Here is a 17,229-nt window from a genome sequence, read left to right on the forward strand (position 1 = left end):
CCCGTCCCGCTGCATCGATCCTCCGCTGGCTCCGCGCTGGCGTCATCGCCGCACTGCTGGCGCTATGCATGCCCGCCTGGGCCGCGGAGCTGCCCTTCGCGCAGCCACGGCCGCAGCTGTACACCGCAGGACAACCCAGCGCCGCTCAGCTGCAGCAGGCCGCCGCGGCCGGGGTCACGACGCTGATCGACCTGCGCCAGCCCGACGAAGCGCGCGGCTTCGATGAAACCGCCGCGGCCGAACGCCTGGGGCTGCGCTATGTGCGCATCCCCGTTGCCGGTGCCGCCGGCCTGACCGACGCCAATGCGCAGGCCCTGCGTACCGCGCTGGCGCAGAGCCAGGGCCCGGTGCTGCTGCACTGCGCCTCCGGCAATCGCGCCGGTGCGCTGCTGGCACTGCTGCAGGCGCATGACGGTGCCTCGGTGGATCAGGCCCTGCAGTTCGGCCGCGCGGCCGGCATGACCTCGCTGGAAGCGCCGACCCGTGCCCTGCTGGAGCAGGACGCCGCGCGTTGACCCTGCTCTTCTTCTCCCGCTTACTTCCCTGCTCTACAGGAGCCTGCCCACCATGACCCGCTGGTGGTCGCGCCTGCGACCGGACAACTTCACCCTCGCCCTGCTCTGCACCGTGCTGCTGGCGTCCTTCCTGCCGATGCACGGCGCCGCCGCGATGGTGCTCGACGATGTCACTGACGTCGCCATCGCCGCGCTGTTCTTCCTGCACGGCGCGCGCCTGCCGCGTGAATCGATCGTCGCCGGCCTGCTGCACTGGCGCCTGCACCTGACCATCCTGGCCTGCACGTTCGTGATGTTCCCGCTGCTGGGCCTGATGTTCAAACCGCTGGATGGCTGGCTGCTCACGCCCGAGCTGTACATCGGCGTGCTGTTCCTGTGCGCGCTGCCGTCCACCGTGCAGTCCTCGATCGCGTTCACCTCGATCGCCCGTGGCAATGTCCCGGCGGCGGTGTGCAGCGCCTCGCTGTCGAGCATCCTCGGCGTCTTCCTGACCCCGCTGCTGCTGGCCCTGCTGGCCGGCACCGAAGGCGGCATGCACAACCCCGGCCAGGCCATCGTCAGCATCATGCTGCAGTTGCTGGTGCCGTTCGTGGCCGGCCATCTGCTGCGCCCGTGGATCGCCCGCTGGGTCGAGAAGCAGCGCGCGCTGCTGCGCTATACCGACCAGGGCACGATCCTGCTGGTGGTCTACTCCGCCTTCGGCGAAGCGGTCAGCGAAGGGCTGTGGAGCAAGACGCCGCTGTTGTCGCTGCTCAGTGTGGCCGTGGTGGCGGCGGTGCTGCTCGGCATCGCGATGCCGCTGATCCGCTTCATCGCGCGCCGGCTGGGCTTCAACCGCGAAGACGAGATCACCATCCTGTTCTGCGGCTCCAAGAAGAGCCTGGCCACCGGCGTGCCGATCGCCAAGGTGCTGTTCGCCGGCGGCAGCCTCGGTGCGATCGTGCTGCCGATCATGATCTACCACCAGATCCAGTTGATCGTCTGCGCGATGATCGCGCAGCGGTATGCACGTGACCCGGTCACCCCGCGGTAGGGTCGCTCGACAGACGACCGCCGATACCGGAAGTCGTCTGTCGAGCGACCCTACCGGAGGACAGCCCGTGGAAGCGTTGCGCTGTTATCGCCGTCGTCTCAATCTTTCACACCAGCGGCGATCTGTTGCAACACGATGGCTTTTTGCTCCACGTCGCCTTCCCCGATAGCGATCAGCGAGTAGGCCTTGTTTTCCCCTGCCCATTCCAACGTTGCGCGGCTGCGCCCAAGATCATCCGAGACTTGTTCCAGCTGCGCAGGCACACCGTTAACGCGGATGTTCTGAAACTCTGCGATCACCTCTACTTTGCTGCCTGGGGCACGAAAGTTGTGTTCATTGAACTCGACGATACCCACGCCATTCACGCGATAGAAACGGGTTAGACCGGTGGATTTGAGCCCATCCAGTGCGCCGCTTGGCTCCATTCCGATCAGCTCCGCCGCACCGAGAATTGTGCGTTGGAGATCGGATGGCGGCGAAGGCAATCGCCGACGCAGTTCTGCGTTGGAACGTACGGTTCTTGGAAGCGAAGAGATCAGCTGGCCCTGCGATGGGATCTCGCCATTGGAAACCCGTCGCACTCCGGCTCGACTTAGCGCTATTTCGGCACGGAAGTGTTGCTTGACTTCTTCGGGTGCATCCAACTCAGACAGGGGAATGACCTGATAGGTACCCTGCTCCGACGAGCGGCGCACTCCATTGCTGCTGTCTTCCATTGCGGCGCGCATGGTTCGCTCATTCAACCACTTTCCAACCGCATCCACGTCGTTCTGGGCACTGAAGCTCGGGGCACTGTACAGCGACGCGACAATCAGCAACGACACGGCCAAAGAATTCATGAAGGTCACACCTTGCGCATGATGTGTGCTCGCGGCTGATCCCGGCATTCTTCTGAAAAGCGGCCTGTCATACGTGATTGATTCATTGACGGACAACAGACAGTTGGCACGACTCAGGGTTTTCATCGCAGCAGATGCTTCTGCACTGATGAGCAGGCCAGTAGCCGTAGCGGCTACGACCCCGATGTCTCTTATGGACGTCACTTGAGCACCATGAGATTGAGCGAGCAAAGTCTCGCGACGTCATTTCTACGGGGTTGTTTCTGATGAAAGTGAGCGCTGTGTATCGTTGCAGGTCGTGCAATCTGTCCCCCCCCTCGACGCGGGGGTTCCTTACAAGAGACCGTGCCTCAAGCGCCATCCATGTGAGGGGAGTGCCGGGAGGTCGTCTCCCAGATGACACCGCGCATGGATGCAGCGCGGCGCGGCCGCAGGATGCGGAGAAGCGCCCCGCCGGTATCGATGATTGGCGGAGGGTAAGCGCGGTCGCAAACGTAACGGCGCTTACAAAGCCGAACTCCGGTAAAGGTCATGCCTTACCGGGCTGGTGGTGTCTGCGTGCGGTCATTTGGGAAGCGACCCTACCAGGGCACCGCATCCTCGGCATTCGGCCTCGCTACGGGTCCGTCAGCGTCCCCACGCTCAGCGCCGGCAGATGCACCCACACGTCGTAGGACCGTTCCGGATCCGTTTCGACGACCGGATCCTGCGCCGGCAATTCACGCAGCGTGAGCGCGCGGCAGGGGTTCATGCAGCCCCAGAACTGCCCACGCAGCGCTTCCACGCGCACGCTGTACAGCGGAAGGTCCAGCAGGTACGACGCCATGGTGCGGTGCTTCATCTCCGGCGGCGCGTCCGCGAAGGGGTGGCGCATCGCGTGCACGTTACCAGTGAGCACCACCATCCGCGCCCCGGCCGGCAGTGCGTTGAACTGCTGGCGCAAGTGCGTGGCCATCGCAGCGTCGCGATCCATATCGCTGTCGTACGTACTGATTTCAATGTCATAGCCGGCCACGCCTATGTCGCGCCCCTGCAGGCGCAGCACGCGCAGCGTCTCGATCAGCGCCAGCATGTCCCGGCTGCGGCGCCCGTCGTGCTGGTCGTCCTTTACCTGCCAGAACGGCGAGGTGCGCAGTGCCGCCCGCGCATCAGCATCGCCGCTGGAGCGCAGGTAACGCGCCAGCGCGGCGTTCTCGCTCATCGGCAGTTCCAGGCCCAACCGCACCGGTGCGGTGTCGCGGCTGTAGCGTTCCATCAGGTCGGCCACGAGCAGCGGTGTCTCGGCGGTGCCGTGGTATTCGCCCAGCATCACCAGCCGGTGGTTGCCCGCCAAGGTCACTATCTGCGTTGCGGTGTCAGCGACACTGCCTGCCGGCACGGCAGCGGCTGTGCCGCACACCATCGAAGCCACCATTACAGCCATCCAGAGCCATCGCTTCATACCGTCACGTCCTGTTGGGGTCATGAAAGCAATGGCGATGCTGTGGCCCGTTTCAAGGCCGGCGCAGGAAGCTCACAGGAACGGCAACATCCAGTGGTCCACCATCAGGAAGGCGAACAGCGCCATCAGGTAGACGATGGAGTAGCCGAACATCTTCATCGAGAACAGTTCGTCCGGCGGATTCAGCATGCGCCAGGCGTACCAGAGGAAGACCGCGTTGAGCACGATCGCACCGCCGAGGTAGAACATGCCGCTCATGCCGAACACGACCGGCAGGAGGCTGACAATGGCCAGGGCGATCGAATAGACCATGATCGACTTGCGGGTGTACGCCACGCCGTGGGTGACCGGCAGCATCGGGATTTCCGCCTTGGCGTAATCCTCGCGGCGGAAGATCGCCAGCGCCCAGAAGTGCGGCGGGGTCCAGATGAAGATGATCAGCACCAGCAGCGACGCGTAGGCCCAGTCCCACGGGCCCTGCATGCCGGTGATCGCGGCCCAGCCGAGCATCGGCGGGGTAGCACCGGCGAGGCCGCCGATGACGATGTTCTGCGAGGTCGCGCGCTTGAGGTACACGGTGTAGATCACCGCGTACCCGATCAGCGAGGCGAAGGTCAGCACGGCGGTGATCACGTTGACCCAGACCACCAGGATCGTCATCGACAGCGCGATCAGCAGGCCCGCGAAGACGAGCACCTGCCAAGGCTTGACCTTGCCCACCACCAGCGGGCGCCACGAGGTGCGCGCCATCTGCGCATCGATGCGCGCGTCCAGCAGCTGGTTGATCGCTGCGGCGGCCGAAGCGGCCAGCCAGATGCCGAGGAAGCCGAGGGCGCCGTCCAGCGCCTGCTGCGCGGTCGGCACCCCGGGGATGGCCAGGAACATGCCCACCAGCGCGGTGAACACGATCAGGGCGACGACCTTGGGCTTGGTCAGATCCCAGTACTGACGGTAACTGGCCATGCCGTCAGCCTGCCTGCACGGCAGTGGACGCAGCGCTGGCCTTGCCACCCTCGGCATCCGGCGCGCGCAGGCGCGCCAGCAAGGTCACCAGCACGAACAGCAGGGCCACGGCGCCCCCGCTGTGCGCGACGGCCACTTCCAGCGGCACCGCCAGCTTCACGTTGAGGATGCCCAGGGTGATCTGCAACACCACCAGCAGACCCAGGGCACTCGCCCAGCCGCGCATGCTCGGCAGGCGGAACAGGCGCACCGACAGCCACAGCAGGTACACGGCGACCACGATCGCCATCACGCGGTGCGCCATCTGGATCGCGATGCGCGAGGCGCCGTCGAGCACGCCCCCTTCGTAATCCACGCCGATGCCACGCCACAGGGTGAAGCCTTCCTTGAAATCATGCGGCGGCCACCACTGGCTGACGCAGCGCGGGAAATTGTCCAGCGAGGCGCTGCCGCCACCGCAGGCGAGTGCGGCGTAGTTGGCGCTGACCCAGCCGCCGAGGGCGATCTGCGCGACCAGCACGGCCACGCCGGCGCGGATCAGCCACTTCAGCCTGGGCGCCTCGGCCAGGGTGATCGGCATATGCGTGGCGCGCCACGCCATCCACACCAGCAGGCCGAACATGAGCATGCCGCCGAGCAGATGGCCCATGACCACGATCGGCTTGAGCAGCCAGGTGACCGTCCACATGCCGAGCAGCGCCTGGAAGATCACCACCGCCAGCGTCAGCAACGCGGCGCGGGCCAGGTCGATGTTGGTCCAGCGCAGCGCGGCGATCAGCAGGATCGCTTCGCCGATCAGGGCGATGATGCTCGCGGGGACGTGCATGCCCATCATGTACAGCGGTATGCCGGTCGCCACCAGCACACAGGCGGTGATCACCGCCGTGTTGCCCCAGCGACGACGACGCGTGGCCAGCAGCGCCAGGGTGAGGATCTCGATGCCGAGTGCACCGGCCAGGAAACGGTGCACCTGCTCGCGCCACGCCTTGTGCGTTTCCAGCGGGCGGATCTTGGCGGCCTCGTGGCCGATCACTTCCTCGGCGTGCTGCGGCCAGGTGACACGGCCATAGCAGGTCGGCCAGTCCGGGCAGCTCAGGCCCGCATCGGACAGACGCACGAACGAACCGAACATGATCGTACTGGCGGTCATGATCAGCGCAAACCACGCCAGACGGTGGAAATTGCGGTGCAGCACCGGGCGTGCGGAGAGGCTCATCTAAACGGAACTCACTTCAGTTTCAGCAGCGTGGCCAGGTCTTTGCGCAGACCGGCCATATCGAATCCCGGCGCGTACCGCATGATCACGAATCCGTTGGGATCGATCACATACACAGGCGTGCCGGCGGCGTCATCCACGGCGGGCAAAGCGGCACGCAGGTCCGGTTGGGCGCGCAGCGCGCGCAGTGCGGGCATGCCCTGGACCTCGGCCGGCGGCGTGCCCAGCCACAGGATCTCGACATTATCGGCGTTATGGCCGAACAGCTGCCACACCTTGCCCAATCCCTGCGACAAAGTGACGCACTCGCTGGTACAGCTGGCAGACGGGGCCACCAGGATCCGCCAGGTGCGGTCGTTGGGGTTCCACGGGTACGGCTGACCATCGGCCAGGGTGGGCGGCAGTGCGCGCAGATCGGCCGGCGGCTGCAGCAGCTCCCCGGTATTGCGGTGCGAGGTCGGCTGCCAGCCGGAGAAGCGCAGCACGCCCGCCAGCGCCATGGCGCCGAAGAACACGCCGAACAACGCGATCAGGGTCCAGCGGCCGCGTGAACGGGACGGCAGCCGGGCCGGGGAAGTGGCATTCATGGGCGGCATTTTCTCATGTTGAGCCGGTCAGCGCCGGGGAGTGCCACGCCGGCGGCGATGGCGACGGAATTCCAGGACCAGCGCGACCACCAGCACGGTCAACGCCAGGCCGAACCATTGCACGGCGTAGCCCAGATGGCGACTGGGCGGCAGGGTATTGGGCAGCAGCTCCAGATCGCGCGCGTAGCCAACTGGCAGCGCCGGATCCAACCGCAGCACGCGCGCGCCCAGGCTGCCCGGCAGCAGTGACAGCGCGCGGGCCATGTCGTCGGGTGGCATCCGGCTGGCCAGCCAGACGCCCGGCTGTGGCGCGGGCGACAGCGCCGGCCCCAGGGCCAGCCCGGTGGCCGGTGACGGCGCCAGCAGGCCGCTGATGGCCGTATGGCCGGCAAGCGGCGTGATCGGTGGGATGACACGATCCGGCGGCATCGGCAGCCAGCCCAGATCGACCAGCACGCGTGCGCCGTCATCGCTCTGGAACGGCTGATACACCTTGAGGCCGGCGCGGCCTTCGCGGGTCTGGTTGTCGAGCAGGATCGTGCCGGGCAGGACGCGGCCGTGATCTTCCACCCAGCGCAGCAGCGGCGGGGCGGCCAGGGCCTGGCGCAGCGTGAGCGACTGCGCGCGGGCGGGTACCTGCTGGGCCAGCAACGCCTCTTTGGCGTGCATGCGCTGCAGTTGCCAGCGGCCCAGCTGGCAGAACGCGAGGATGACCAGCACCGCGGCGATCCAGCCGATCAGGCGTGTGTGCTTGCGCATCATGACAACGCCGGCAAAACGCGGTGATATAGGCGCACCCGCCACGCCATCGAGCCGCGCATGAATGATTCGTTGAAGACCCTGCTGGTAATCGCGTTTCTGATCGTCATCGTCTGGAATCTGGGCGCCGGGCTGTATTACCTGCTGGTCGATCGCGGCCAGACCAAGCGCACCGTCAATGCCCTCACCCGCCGCATCGCGGTATCGGTGGCGCTGATCGTGCTGGTGGTCATCGGCATCTACAGCGGTTGGATCAAGCCCCACGGCATCGGCGGCTGAGGCCGCACCGGCGTCGATGCGGCAGGACGTCGCACCGACGCTACAGCACGTAGACGAACAGGAACAGCATCAGCCACACCACGTCGACGAAGTGCCAGTACCACGCGGCGGCTTCGAAACCGAAATGGTTGTCGCGGGTGAAATGCCCTTTCGACGAGCGCAGCCACATCACCGCCAGCATGATCGTGCCCAGCAGCACGTGCGCGCCGTGGAAGCCGGTGAGCATGAAGAAGGTCGAGCCGTAGATGCCCGAGCCCAGGGTGAGGTTGAGTTCCTTGTAGGCGTGGATGTACTCCTCCACCTGCAGGGTGAGGAAGCCCACGCCGAGCAGCACGGTGATGCCCAGCCAGACCAGGAGTTGGCGGCGGTGACCGGCCTTGAGGGCGTGGTGCGCAATGGTCAGGGTGACGCCGGAGGTGAGCAGGATCAGCGTATTGATCAGTGGCAGACCCCAGGCCGGAATGGTCTGGAAATGGCCGCCGATCGCGCCGGGGCCATTGGTCGGCCACGCCGCCGAATAGCCGTCCCACAGCAACTCATTGGTCATCACGCCATCGCCCGCGCCGCCCAGCCACGGCAGGCCCAGGTTGCGGGTGTAGAACAGCGCCCCGAAGAACGCGCCGAAGAACATCACTTCGGAGAAGATGAACCACACCATCCCCATCCGGAACGAGCCATCCACCTGGCGGTTGTAGCTGCCAGCCTGCGATTCGCGCACCACGTCGCTGAACCACCAGAACAGGGTCAGCACCAGCATCGCGATGCCGGCGTAGAAGGTCCACTTGCCCCAGCCGGAATCGTTGAGCCAGCTGGCCACGCCGACCATGGTCACCATCATCGCAATGGAACCGATGAACGGCCATTTGCTGTGCGTGGGCACGAAGTACACGTTCGCATCGGGGCTTTGCTGGGCCATGGTCTTGGGTCCGGTCCGGATCAGGGAGCTGCACGCGCGCCGGTCGGCAGGCTGGCCGGGGCCAGCTGCGCGGACAAGGCGTCGTTCTTGTAGAAGGTGTAGGACAGGGTGATCGTGGTGATGTTGGCCGGCAGGTCGGGATCGACGATGAAGCGCACCGGCATGTCGCGCTTCTCACCGGCCTGCAGGGTCTGCGCGGTGAAGCAGAAGCACTCGGTCTTGCTGAAGTAGCCCGACGCCTTGGCCGGTGCCACCGACGGCACGGCGCTGCCGACCAGCGCGCGATCGCTGTCATTGCGCGCGTAATACAGCGCCTCGTTGAGCTCGCCGGGCACCACGTCCATCGTCAGCTGTTCGGGATGGAACGCCCACGGCAACTTGGAATTCACGCCGCCATCGAACTCCACCCGCACGGTGCGCTTGCCGGTGGCGGCTGCAGTGCCCGCCGCCGCACCGGGGCCACGCTCCAGGCGCACGCCGAACACCTTCTCGCAGGCGATGCGGTACAGCGGCACCAGCGAGAAGGTCAGCACGAACACCGCCAGCGCCACCCCGATCAGGCGGGGCAGGCCCGCATGACGCGCGGGTGCCGGGCGCGGATCGCTCATCGCCCGATCACCCCGCTGAGGATGAAGCCGCCATAGACCATCAGCGCGACGATCCCGACCGCCCACGCGGTGCGATGCGCGCGGCGACGTTGCAGGGCCTGCTCATCCGGCGTGCGGGTGGTACTGGTCATGAGCGGCCTCAATGGGTGATGTCGTCATGGGCCAGATCACCCGGACGGATGGTCGGCGGCGTGGTGAAGGTATGCGCCGGTGCGGGCGAGGGAATCGTCCACTCCAGGCCACGTGCGCCTTCCCAGCAGCGGTCGGCGGCCTTCGCGCCGTGACGCAGCGAGTGCCATAGGATCGCGGCCATCATGAAGGGCGTGACGAACATGCCGAACGCGCCGATCGAGCTAATTAGGTTCCAATCCGCGAAGGCCACGCTGTAATCGGGAATACGCCGCGGCATGCCGGCCAGGCCGAGGAAGTGCTGCGGGAAGAACAGCAGGTTCACGAACACGATCGACCACCAGAAATGCACCTTGGCCCAGGTTTCGCTGTACATGCGCCCGGTCCATTTCGGCCACCAGTAATACACCGCGGCGATCAACCCGAACACCGCACCGGTGACCAGTACGTAGTGGAAATGTGCGACCACGAAGTAAGTGTCGTGGTATTGGAAATCGGCCACCACGATCGCCAGCATCAGGCCGGAGAACCCGCCGATGGTGAACAGGATCACGAAGGCCACCGCCCACAGCATCGGCGCTTCGAAGGTGAGCGAGCCGCGCCACATGGTGCTGACCCAGTTGAACACCTTCACCCCGGTCGGGATGGAGATGAGCATCGTGGCGAACATGAAGTAGATCTCGCCGCCCAACGGCATGCCCACGGTGAACATGTGGTGGGCCCAGACGATGAAGGACAGGAACGCGATCGCGGCGATCGCGTAGACCATGGCCTGGTAGCCGAACAGCGGCTTGCGGCTGAAGGTGGGGATGATCTCGCTGACCACGCCGAACGCCGGCAGGATCATGATGTAGACCTCCGGGTGCCCGAAGAACCAGAAGATGTGCTGGTACATCACCGGGTCACCGCCGCCGGCGGCGTTGAAGAAGCTGGTGCCGAAGAACTTGTCGGTGAGCAGCATCGTTACCGCGCCGGCCAGCACCGGCATCACCGCGATCAGCAGGAAGGCGGTGATCAGCCAGGCCCAGCAGAAAATCGGCATTTTCAGCAGATCGATGCCGGGCGCGCGCATGTTGAGCACGGTGGCGATGATGTTGATCGCGCCCATGATCGAGCTGATGCCGGCCACGTGGATGGCGAACACGCTGAAGGCCACGTTGTAGCCACCCTGCAGCGACAGCGGTGGGTACAGCGTCCAGCCACCGGCCGGTGCGCCGCCGGGCAGGAACAGGGTCAGCAGCAGCAGGCTGAAGGCCACCGGCAGCAGCCAGAACGACCAGTTGTTCATGCGCGGCAGCGCCATGTCCGGCGCGCCGATCTGCAGCGGGATCATCCAGTTGGCCAGCCCGACGAAGGCCGGCATCACGCCACCGAAGATCATCACCAGCGCATGCACGGTGGTCATCTGGTTGAAGAACTCGGGCTTGACGAACTGCAGCCCCGGTTGCGCCAGCTCGGCGCGGATGATCACGCTCATCGCCGCACCGATGATGAACATGATGAAGCTGAAAAGCAGGTAGAGCGTGCCGATGTCCTTGTGGTTGGTCGAGAAGAACCAACGCTCGAAGAACCCCTGCTGATGCCCGTGATGCCCGTCGTGGTCAACTGCGGAATGCGCCATCGCAACTACACCTCACTGTATCCGGTGGTACCCGCATCCGCCGGCTGGCGGACGCGGCTCGATTTCAGGCGTTGCTGTCTGTTGCTGCCGCGGCAGGCTCAGCGGCAGGTGCCGGGGCCGCCTCGGCCGGGGCAGCCGGCGCGGGCGCCGGAGCGGCCTGCGGTGCAGGGGCCGGCGCAGGCTTTTTGGAGGCCAGCCATTTCTGGTAATCCTCCTTGGAGACCGCCTCGACCACGATCGGCATGAAGCCGTGATCCTTGCCGCACAGCTCGGCGCACTGGCCGCGGTACACGCCGACCTGTTCGATGTTGGTCCAGGCCTCGTTGATGAAGCCGGGAATCGCATCCTGCTTCCAGCCCAGCGCCGGCACCCACCATGCGTGGATGACGTCGTCGGAGGTGATCACGAAGCGCACCTTGGTATCGACCGGCAGCACCAGACGGTTGTCGACATCCAGCAGGTAATGCGGATGGCTGTCGCGGGTCGGGACCACGCCACTCTGGCGCACGCGGTCGGACTCACGGTCCAGGCGGCTGGTGAAGCTGACCTTCTCGCCGAGGTAGTCGTACTTCCACATCCACTGATACCCGGTGACCTTGACGGTCATTTCCGAATCGCGGGTGTCGTAGAACTTGATCAGATTGGCCGTGGCCGGCCAGGCCATCACCACCAGGATGATCACCGGGATCACTGTCCAGATGACCTCGGCCTTGGTGTTGTGGCTGAAGGTGGCGGCCACCGCGCCCTTGGATTTGCGGAATTTGAAGATCGCGTAGAACAGCGCACCGAACACCAGCACCCCGATCACGGTACAGACCCACAGCGAGAACAGGTTGGACTCCCACGCCAACCGCGAGCTCTGGGTCACCCCCTTGCCCATGTTCAATTGCCACGGTTTGGGGTCGGCCGCCTGGGCCCACGCCATGGCCGGCGCCAGCAGCGCGACCCCGCTCAACACTGACTTCCCGAACGTCCTGCCCCACTTTCTGCATTGCTTCATTGCCTAGACCCTTAGCGTCGTCGGTTGCGGCCGTCATTGGCCGCGAGCAAGCCTTCTAGTTTCTGAGCCAGTACCTGGCGTTCGGCCGGTGCGAGGAAACTCCCCACGTCCACCTGCCGACCGCTGGATGCCAGCCGGACTCTGCGTTCGTCGGCGATCAGCCTCACCCAGTGCGGGTGGGCGCTGAACACCGGCGAATGCCCGGGTGCGGGAATCACTTCCACACACGCCGGCACTACCCGGATCTCTTCCTGCCGTTCTCCACTGCGCCACACCGAGCGCAGCGCCACTGCCAGCAACACGCTGTACAGCAGAGCAAACACGGGGGCGAATACGTTGCCGGTGAACCAGCCCAGGCCGGCCGCCAGCCACATCACCCCCGCCAACACCGCAAACAACAGGACGAACTGCCGGGCATCGAGCGCCCGTGGGGGGCGCAGCCGCAGTTGCGTCCCTGATCCGTCCGGAGCGATGAGCACCTCGATCATGTCGCAACCGCGTTTTTTCCTGCCGCGGGAAACGTCTCGATGGTAGCCCCGCTCTCCAGCGAGTAGCAAGGGTCCATTCACAGTTTCAGGAATGTTGCAATACAGCATTGCCTGCGGCGGCCGTTTTGACGAAAACAGCACAATAAATAGCGGGCGGGTCGAATCCGCCGAATCCCCCTGTATGAAAGGCTATGCGCCGCATGGGCGCGGGCACGAAAACCCCTTGACTCGCCAAAAAAACGATTAAAATGGTCAAGTTCTCCACGAGCCGACCGGCATGACTGCATCCTCTGTCCTTCCCCCTGCCCCGGCATCGTCCGGCGCCGCCCGCCCGCCGCTGCTGTCCCCCGAGCTGCCGGCCGTTCCCGACGCGTTCCGCCAGGCGATCACCGATGCCTGGTTGAAGGACGAGGCCACCCATGTGCGCGAGCTGCTCGAGCAGGCACGCCTGCCGGCCGCCGAGCAGGCCAAGGTGCAGGCCACCGCTGCCGACCTGGTCAAGCGCGTGCGCGTGCGCGCCCAGGACCAGGGCGCGATCGAAGCCTTCATGCGCCAGTACGATCTGGGCAGCGAGGAAGGCGTGCTGCTGATGTGCGTGGCCGAAGCCCTGCTGCGCATTCCCGACCAGGAGACCGCCGACAAGCTGATCCGAGACAAGCTCGGCGAGGCCGACTGGAAAAAGCACATGGGCGGCAGCGACTCGGTGCTGGTCAACGCTTCCACCTGGGGCCTGATGCTGACCGGCCGCCTGGTCCAGATCAACGATGCCACCCGCGCCGATGTGCCGGGCGCGTTCAAGCGCCTGATCGGCCGCGTGGGTGAGCCGGTGATCCGCCTGGCCGTGCGCCAGGCGATGAAGATCATGGGCCACCAGTTCGTCATGGGCCGCACCATCGACGAAGCGCTGTCGCGCTCGCACAAGGGCGACAACGCCAGCTACCGCTATTCGTTCGACATGCTCGGCGAAGGCGCGCTGACCATGAAGGATGCCAAGCGTTACCTGGAAGACTACCGTCGCGCGATCCACTCGATCGGCGGTGACCACAAGGCCCGCGGCGGCCGTCCCGATGGCGACGTCAATTCGGCACCGGGCATCTCGATCAAGCTCTCCGCGCTGTACCCGCGCTACGAGCATGCCAAGCGCGCACGCGTCATGGCCGACCTGGTGCCGGGCGTGCTGGAACTGGCGCAGCTGGCCAAGTCGTACGGCATCGGCTGCACCGTCGACGCCGAAGAAACCGACCGCCTGGAACTGTCGCTGGACATCATCGAGACCGTGGTCAGCGATGCCTCGCTGGCCGGTTGGGAAGGCTTCGGTGTGGTCGTGCAGTCCTACCAGAAGCGCACCCCGTACACGATCGACTACCTGGCCGACCTGGCCCGTCGCATCGGTCGCCGCCTGCAGGTGCGCCTGGTCAAGGGCGCGTACTGGGATGCGGAGATCAAGCGCGCGCAGATCGACGGTCTGCCGGCCTACCCGGTGTTCACCCGCAAGCAGAACACCGACGTCTCCTACCTGGCCTGCGCCAAGCGTCTGTTCACGCACAGCGATGCGATCTACCCGATGTTCGCCACGCACAACGCGCACACCATCGCGGCCGTGCAGGCGATCGCCAAGGGCGGCCAGTACGAGCACCAGAAACTGCACGGCATGGGCGATGACCTGTATGCCGAAGTGGTGCCGGCCGACCGTCTGAACGTGCCGTGCCGCGTGTATGCGCCGGTCGGTTCGCATGAAGACCTGCTGCCGTACCTGGTGCGTCGTCTGCTCGAGAACGGCGCCAATTCCAGCTTCGTCAACCGCATCACCGACGAGAACGTGGCCATCGACGACCTGATCCGCGATCCGGTCGAGGTGGTCTCCTCGTTCGCGTCCATTCCGCATCCGAAAATCCCGCTGCCGGTCGATCTGCTGCGCAGCCAGAACCATGACAGGAAGAACTCCATGGGCGTCAATCTCGCCAACGACAACGATCTGCGCGCCTTGGCCGAGCAGCTCAACGCGGCCGTGCCCGCGCCGGGTAAGAGCGGGTGGCACGCCGCGCCGCTGGTGCCGGGTGCCAACCCGACCGGCGCACTGTTGAACGTGACCAACCCGGCCGACACGCGCCAGGCGGTGGGCCAGTGGCAGCCGGCCGACAGCGCCACCGTGGAGAAGGCACTGGCCAATGCCGTGGCCGCGCAGCCGGCCTGGAACCGCACCCCCGCCGCCAGCCGCGCGGCGATCCTGGAACACGCCGCCGACCAGCTGGAAGCGCGCATGCCCGAGTTCATGGCGCTGTGCGTCAAGGAAGCGGGCAAGAGCCTGCCCGACGGCATCGCCGAAGTGCGCGAAGCGGTCGACTTCCTGCGCTACTACGCCAAGCAGGCGCGCGAGCAGTTCGGCCACGCCGAAACGCTGCCGAGCCCGACCGGTGAATCCAACGAACTGCAGCTGCATGGCCGCGGCGTGTTCGTCTGCATCAGCCCGTGGAACTTCCCGCTGGCGATCTTCCTGGGCCAGGTCAGCGCCGCGCTCGCCGCCGGCAACAGCGTGATCGCCAAGCCGGCCGAGCAGACCAACCTGATCGGCTATTACGCGGTGAAGCTGCTGCTCGATGCCGGCGTGCCCGAAGGCGTGCTGCAGTTCCTGCCGGGCGACGGCGCGACCGTCGGTGCCGCCCTGACCGCCGACCCGCGCGTGGCCGGCGTGGCCTTCACCGGCTCGACCGACACCGCCCGTGCGATCAACCGCGCGATGGCCGCACGCGACGCTGCGATCGGTGTGCTGATCGCCGAGACCGGCGGCCAGAACGCCTTCATCGCCGACTCCTCGGCGCTCCCGGAGCAGCTGGTCAAGGATGCGATCGGGTCAGCCTTCACCTCCGCTGGCCAGCGCTGCTCGGCCGCACGCGTGCTGTTCGTGCAGGACGACATCGCCGACAAGGTGATGACCATGCTGTCCGGCGCGATGGCCGAACTCAAGGTCGGTGACCCGGGCCTGCTGTCGACCGATGTCGGCCCGGTGATCGACGCCGACGCGCTGCAGATCCTCAAGGATCACGCCGTGCGCATGGAGAAGGAAGCCCGCCTGATCGCCGCTGCCACGCTCAGCGACGACGCCGCGCACGGCACCTTCTTCGCCCCGCGTGCGTACGAACTGAAGAACCTGGACCAGCTGCACAAGGAAATCTTCGGGCCGGTGCTGCACGTGATCCGCTGGAAGGGCGACCAGCTCGATGCGGTGATCGACCAGATCAACGCGACCGGCTACGGCCTGACCCTGGGCGTGCATTCGCGCATCGATGAAACCGTGGACCGCATTTCATCGCGCATCAATGTCGGCAATGTGTACGTCAACCGCAACCAGATCGGTGCCGTAGTCGGCGTGCAGCCGTTCGGCGGCCAGGGCCTGTCCGGCACCGGCCCGAAGGCCGGCGGCCCGCACTACCTGCTGCGCTTTGCCACCGAGAAGACCGTCACCGTGAACACCACGGCAGCCGGCGGCAATGCCTCGCTGCTGACCCTGGGCGACTGATTCCCAGCGTCCTGCGGTAAACAAAAAACCCCGCGAAAGCGGGGTTTTTTGTAGGTCACGGGCTTTCGATGGACTCGATCTGGTCCTGCATCAGCAGCTCGTTACCCATGTACCGCTCGAACTTGATGCGCCCGAAGCCGGCGGCGTACCACGCCTCGATGCGGTTGTCTTCGAAGGTCGCGGTGACGTGGCAGGTGTCCTTGAACGTGCGCGGCTGGTTGTCGACGTCCGCGTCAATGTCTTCGAAACCGACGAAGGTGTAGTCGGAGAAGCCGTCGTAGTCGATCGGTTCAACGGTTTCGTCGACATGGTTCATGCGCTCGCCAGCGCCGGTGACCTCGAAACGATCGCCCGGCTTGGCGCTCTGCGGGAACGTCGGCGCCGGCTTGAAGGTATCGGTCCGCGTGGGGCCGTCGCTGGACATGCTGTAACGCTCCTGGCCCAGCAGCTGGCGGCCGCTGATGTCATGGAACGTGGCCATCCCGATGCCACCACCGGCACTGTGCATCTTGATGGCGTTCTGGCCAGCGAAGGTCACTTTTTCGATGGTCAGCGTTTCATCGGCATTCGACCAGGACAGACCCGGGGTCAAGGTGAAACAGGCAGCGAACTCCGGCGCGGCAATGGCAGGCAGCGAGAGACCGGCCAGACCCATGGCGAGCGTGGAGCGCAGCAGCAGAGACGACATATACAGATCCTTGTCAGTAATCACGGGACGGCAGGGCGCAGTCCGGGCGGGGATTGTACGTCGTGCTGGATGTCATTCCAGTGTTCATCGTTTCGGCCGCGCGGCGCGCGTGATCATGCCGATGCGACCTGCGGTTGCAGATGCGCGTAACCGGCCGCCTGTACGACGTCGTTCAAGTGCCACAGTCGGCCGTTGGCCGCCCAGTGGCCATCGGCGATATCGGTCATCACGATCGAACTCAGCAGCACGCGTGGATCGCCCGGTGCCACGCAACCGGCGATGGCGTCGTGCAGGTGCAGCGCGTAGTCGGCGCGTTGCTGCGCATCCAGCACGCCCTGCGGAATCCGCACCTCGACCTGGCAGGGAATGCCGCGTGCGCCGATATCCTGGCCGCCACACAACCAGTGGCCGACCGCGATTTCCTGCAGCATCACCCAGCACAGCCGCTGCTGAGCTGGCTCGGCACCCAAGCCGCTGGCGCGGACGGCGGCGTCATGCACCGCCTGTAGCAGGCGTTGCCGGGTAGCGGCGTCGAACGCGTTGGCGGGAAGGGTGAGGGTGATGTTGGGCATGCGGATCGACCGGTTGCGTAAAGGGACTCCATTGGAGCCGAACGCTGCCCCGGGCAAC

18 protein-coding genes are annotated in these 17,229 nt (G+C 65.7%); 4 read left to right on the plus strand and 14 right to left on the minus strand.

Going from position 1 to position 17,229, the window contains the following annotated elements; translation table 11 throughout:
- Positions 1-68: 68 nt before the first annotated feature.
- Both AC06E9_RS19385 and AC06E9_RS19390 read left to right on the plus strand, forming a co-directional pair.
- A complete protein-coding gene (locus AC06E9_RS19385) occupies positions 69-515 on the plus strand; it encodes a protein tyrosine phosphatase family protein (RefSeq protein WP_461770724.1) in 447 nt (148 codons plus the stop codon).
- Between the two features lie 52 nt (positions 516-567).
- A complete protein-coding gene (locus AC06E9_RS19390) occupies positions 568-1,548 on the plus strand; it encodes a bile acid:sodium symporter family protein (RefSeq protein WP_152153742.1) in 981 nt (326 codons plus the stop codon).
- A 98-nt stretch (positions 1,549-1,646) separates the two neighbouring features.
- On the opposite strand, the gene AC06E9_RS19395 is transcribed toward AC06E9_RS19390, so the two are convergent.
- The 6 genes from AC06E9_RS19395 to AC06E9_RS19420 form a co-directional block, all read right to left on the minus strand.
- On the minus strand, positions 1,647-2,513 hold the full coding sequence (locus AC06E9_RS19395; protein WP_478056654.1) for a hypothetical protein: 867 nt from the start codon (positions 2,511-2,513) through the stop codon (positions 1,647-1,649).
- Between the two features lie 490 nt (positions 2,514-3,003).
- Positions 3,004-3,828, minus strand: coding sequence for a TraB/GumN family protein (locus tag AC06E9_RS19400; protein ID WP_226956685.1), 825 nt, complete (start codon positions 3,826-3,828; stop codon positions 3,004-3,006).
- A gap of 72 nt (positions 3,829-3,900) precedes the next feature.
- Positions 3,901-4,791, minus strand: a complete 891-nt coding sequence (gene cyoE / locus AC06E9_RS19405; RefSeq protein ID WP_152153737.1) for a heme o synthase — start codon at positions 4,789-4,791, stop codon at positions 3,901-3,903.
- A gap of 4 nt (positions 4,792-4,795) precedes the next feature.
- Positions 4,796-6,007 carry a COX15/CtaA family protein gene (locus AC06E9_RS19410; protein ID WP_121042259.1) on the minus strand — a complete coding sequence of 404 codons (1,212 nt, stop codon included), beginning with the start codon at positions 6,005-6,007 and terminating at the stop codon, positions 4,796-4,798.
- Positions 6,008-6,018: 11 nt separating this feature from the next.
- Positions 6,019-6,594: a hypothetical protein gene (locus AC06E9_RS19415; RefSeq protein WP_121042257.1), complete on the minus strand. Its 576-nt coding sequence runs from the start codon at positions 6,592-6,594 to the stop codon at positions 6,019-6,021.
- Between the two features lie 27 nt (positions 6,595-6,621).
- On the minus strand, positions 6,622-7,356 hold the full coding sequence (locus AC06E9_RS19420) for an SURF1 family protein (protein ID WP_478056655.1): 735 nt from the start codon (positions 7,354-7,356) through the stop codon (positions 6,622-6,624).
- A gap of 57 nt (positions 7,357-7,413) precedes the next feature.
- Between AC06E9_RS19420 and AC06E9_RS19425 the strand changes: the two genes are divergently transcribed.
- A complete protein-coding gene (locus AC06E9_RS19425; RefSeq protein WP_019185993.1) occupies positions 7,414-7,632 on the plus strand; it encodes a twin transmembrane helix small protein in 219 nt (72 codons plus the stop codon).
- Between the two features lie 40 nt (positions 7,633-7,672).
- Here AC06E9_RS19425 and AC06E9_RS19430 read toward each other — a convergent pair whose 3' ends face one another.
- The 6 genes from AC06E9_RS19430 to AC06E9_RS19455 all read right to left on the minus strand — a co-directional run bounded on the left by AC06E9_RS19430 (position 7,673) and on the right by AC06E9_RS19455 (position 12,394).
- A complete protein-coding gene (locus AC06E9_RS19430) occupies positions 7,673-8,548 on the minus strand; it encodes a cytochrome c oxidase subunit 3 (RefSeq protein ID WP_259262093.1) in 876 nt (291 codons plus the stop codon).
- A gap of 20 nt (positions 8,549-8,568) precedes the next feature.
- Positions 8,569-9,156 carry a cytochrome c oxidase assembly protein gene (locus AC06E9_RS19435; RefSeq protein WP_121042251.1) on the minus strand — a complete coding sequence of 196 codons (588 nt, stop codon included), beginning with the start codon at positions 9,154-9,156 and terminating at the stop codon, positions 8,569-8,571.
- Positions 9,153-9,287 (minus strand): hypothetical protein, encoded by a 135-nt coding sequence (locus AC06E9_RS19440; RefSeq protein ID WP_259462181.1) that lies wholly within the window; start codon positions 9,285-9,287, stop codon positions 9,153-9,155. Before AC06E9_RS19440 ends, AC06E9_RS19435 begins: the two co-directional genes overlap by 4 nt.
- A gap of 8 nt (positions 9,288-9,295) precedes the next feature.
- Positions 9,296-10,906: a cytochrome c oxidase subunit I gene (ctaD, locus tag AC06E9_RS19445; protein ID WP_019185997.1), complete on the minus strand. Its 1,611-nt coding sequence runs from the start codon at positions 10,904-10,906 to the stop codon at positions 9,296-9,298.
- Between the two features lie 64 nt (positions 10,907-10,970).
- Positions 10,971-11,906 (minus strand): cytochrome c oxidase subunit II, encoded by a 936-nt coding sequence (gene coxB, locus AC06E9_RS19450; protein ID WP_478056656.1) that lies wholly within the window; start codon positions 11,904-11,906, stop codon positions 10,971-10,973.
- Between the two features lie 11 nt (positions 11,907-11,917).
- The gene (locus AC06E9_RS19455) at positions 11,918-12,394 is read right to left on the minus strand and encodes a DUF2244 domain-containing protein (protein ID WP_461770730.1); all 477 of its coding nucleotides are present in this window, start codon (positions 12,392-12,394) and stop codon (positions 11,918-11,920) included.
- A 277-nt stretch (positions 12,395-12,671) separates the two neighbouring features.
- On the opposite strand from AC06E9_RS19455, the gene putA reads away from it, so the two are divergent.
- Complete coding sequence (putA, locus tag AC06E9_RS19460; RefSeq protein ID WP_478056657.1) at positions 12,672-15,911, plus strand: bifunctional proline dehydrogenase/L-glutamate gamma-semialdehyde dehydrogenase PutA; 3,240 nt, start codon at positions 12,672-12,674, stop codon at positions 15,909-15,911.
- A 55-nt stretch (positions 15,912-15,966) separates the two neighbouring features.
- Here putA and AC06E9_RS19465 read toward each other — a convergent pair whose 3' ends face one another.
- Both AC06E9_RS19465 and AC06E9_RS19470 read right to left on the minus strand, forming a co-directional pair.
- On the minus strand, positions 15,967-16,599 hold the full coding sequence (locus AC06E9_RS19465; protein ID WP_259262089.1) for a hypothetical protein: 633 nt from the start codon (positions 16,597-16,599) through the stop codon (positions 15,967-15,969).
- A 113-nt stretch (positions 16,600-16,712) separates the two neighbouring features.
- Positions 16,713-17,171, minus strand: coding sequence for a tautomerase family protein (locus tag AC06E9_RS19470; RefSeq protein WP_259262088.1), 459 nt, complete (start codon positions 17,169-17,171; stop codon positions 16,713-16,715).
- Positions 17,172-17,229 lie beyond the last annotated feature (58 nt).

It is taken from the genome of Stenotrophomonas sp. Steno-Z10-BAI, assembly GCF_056393115.1.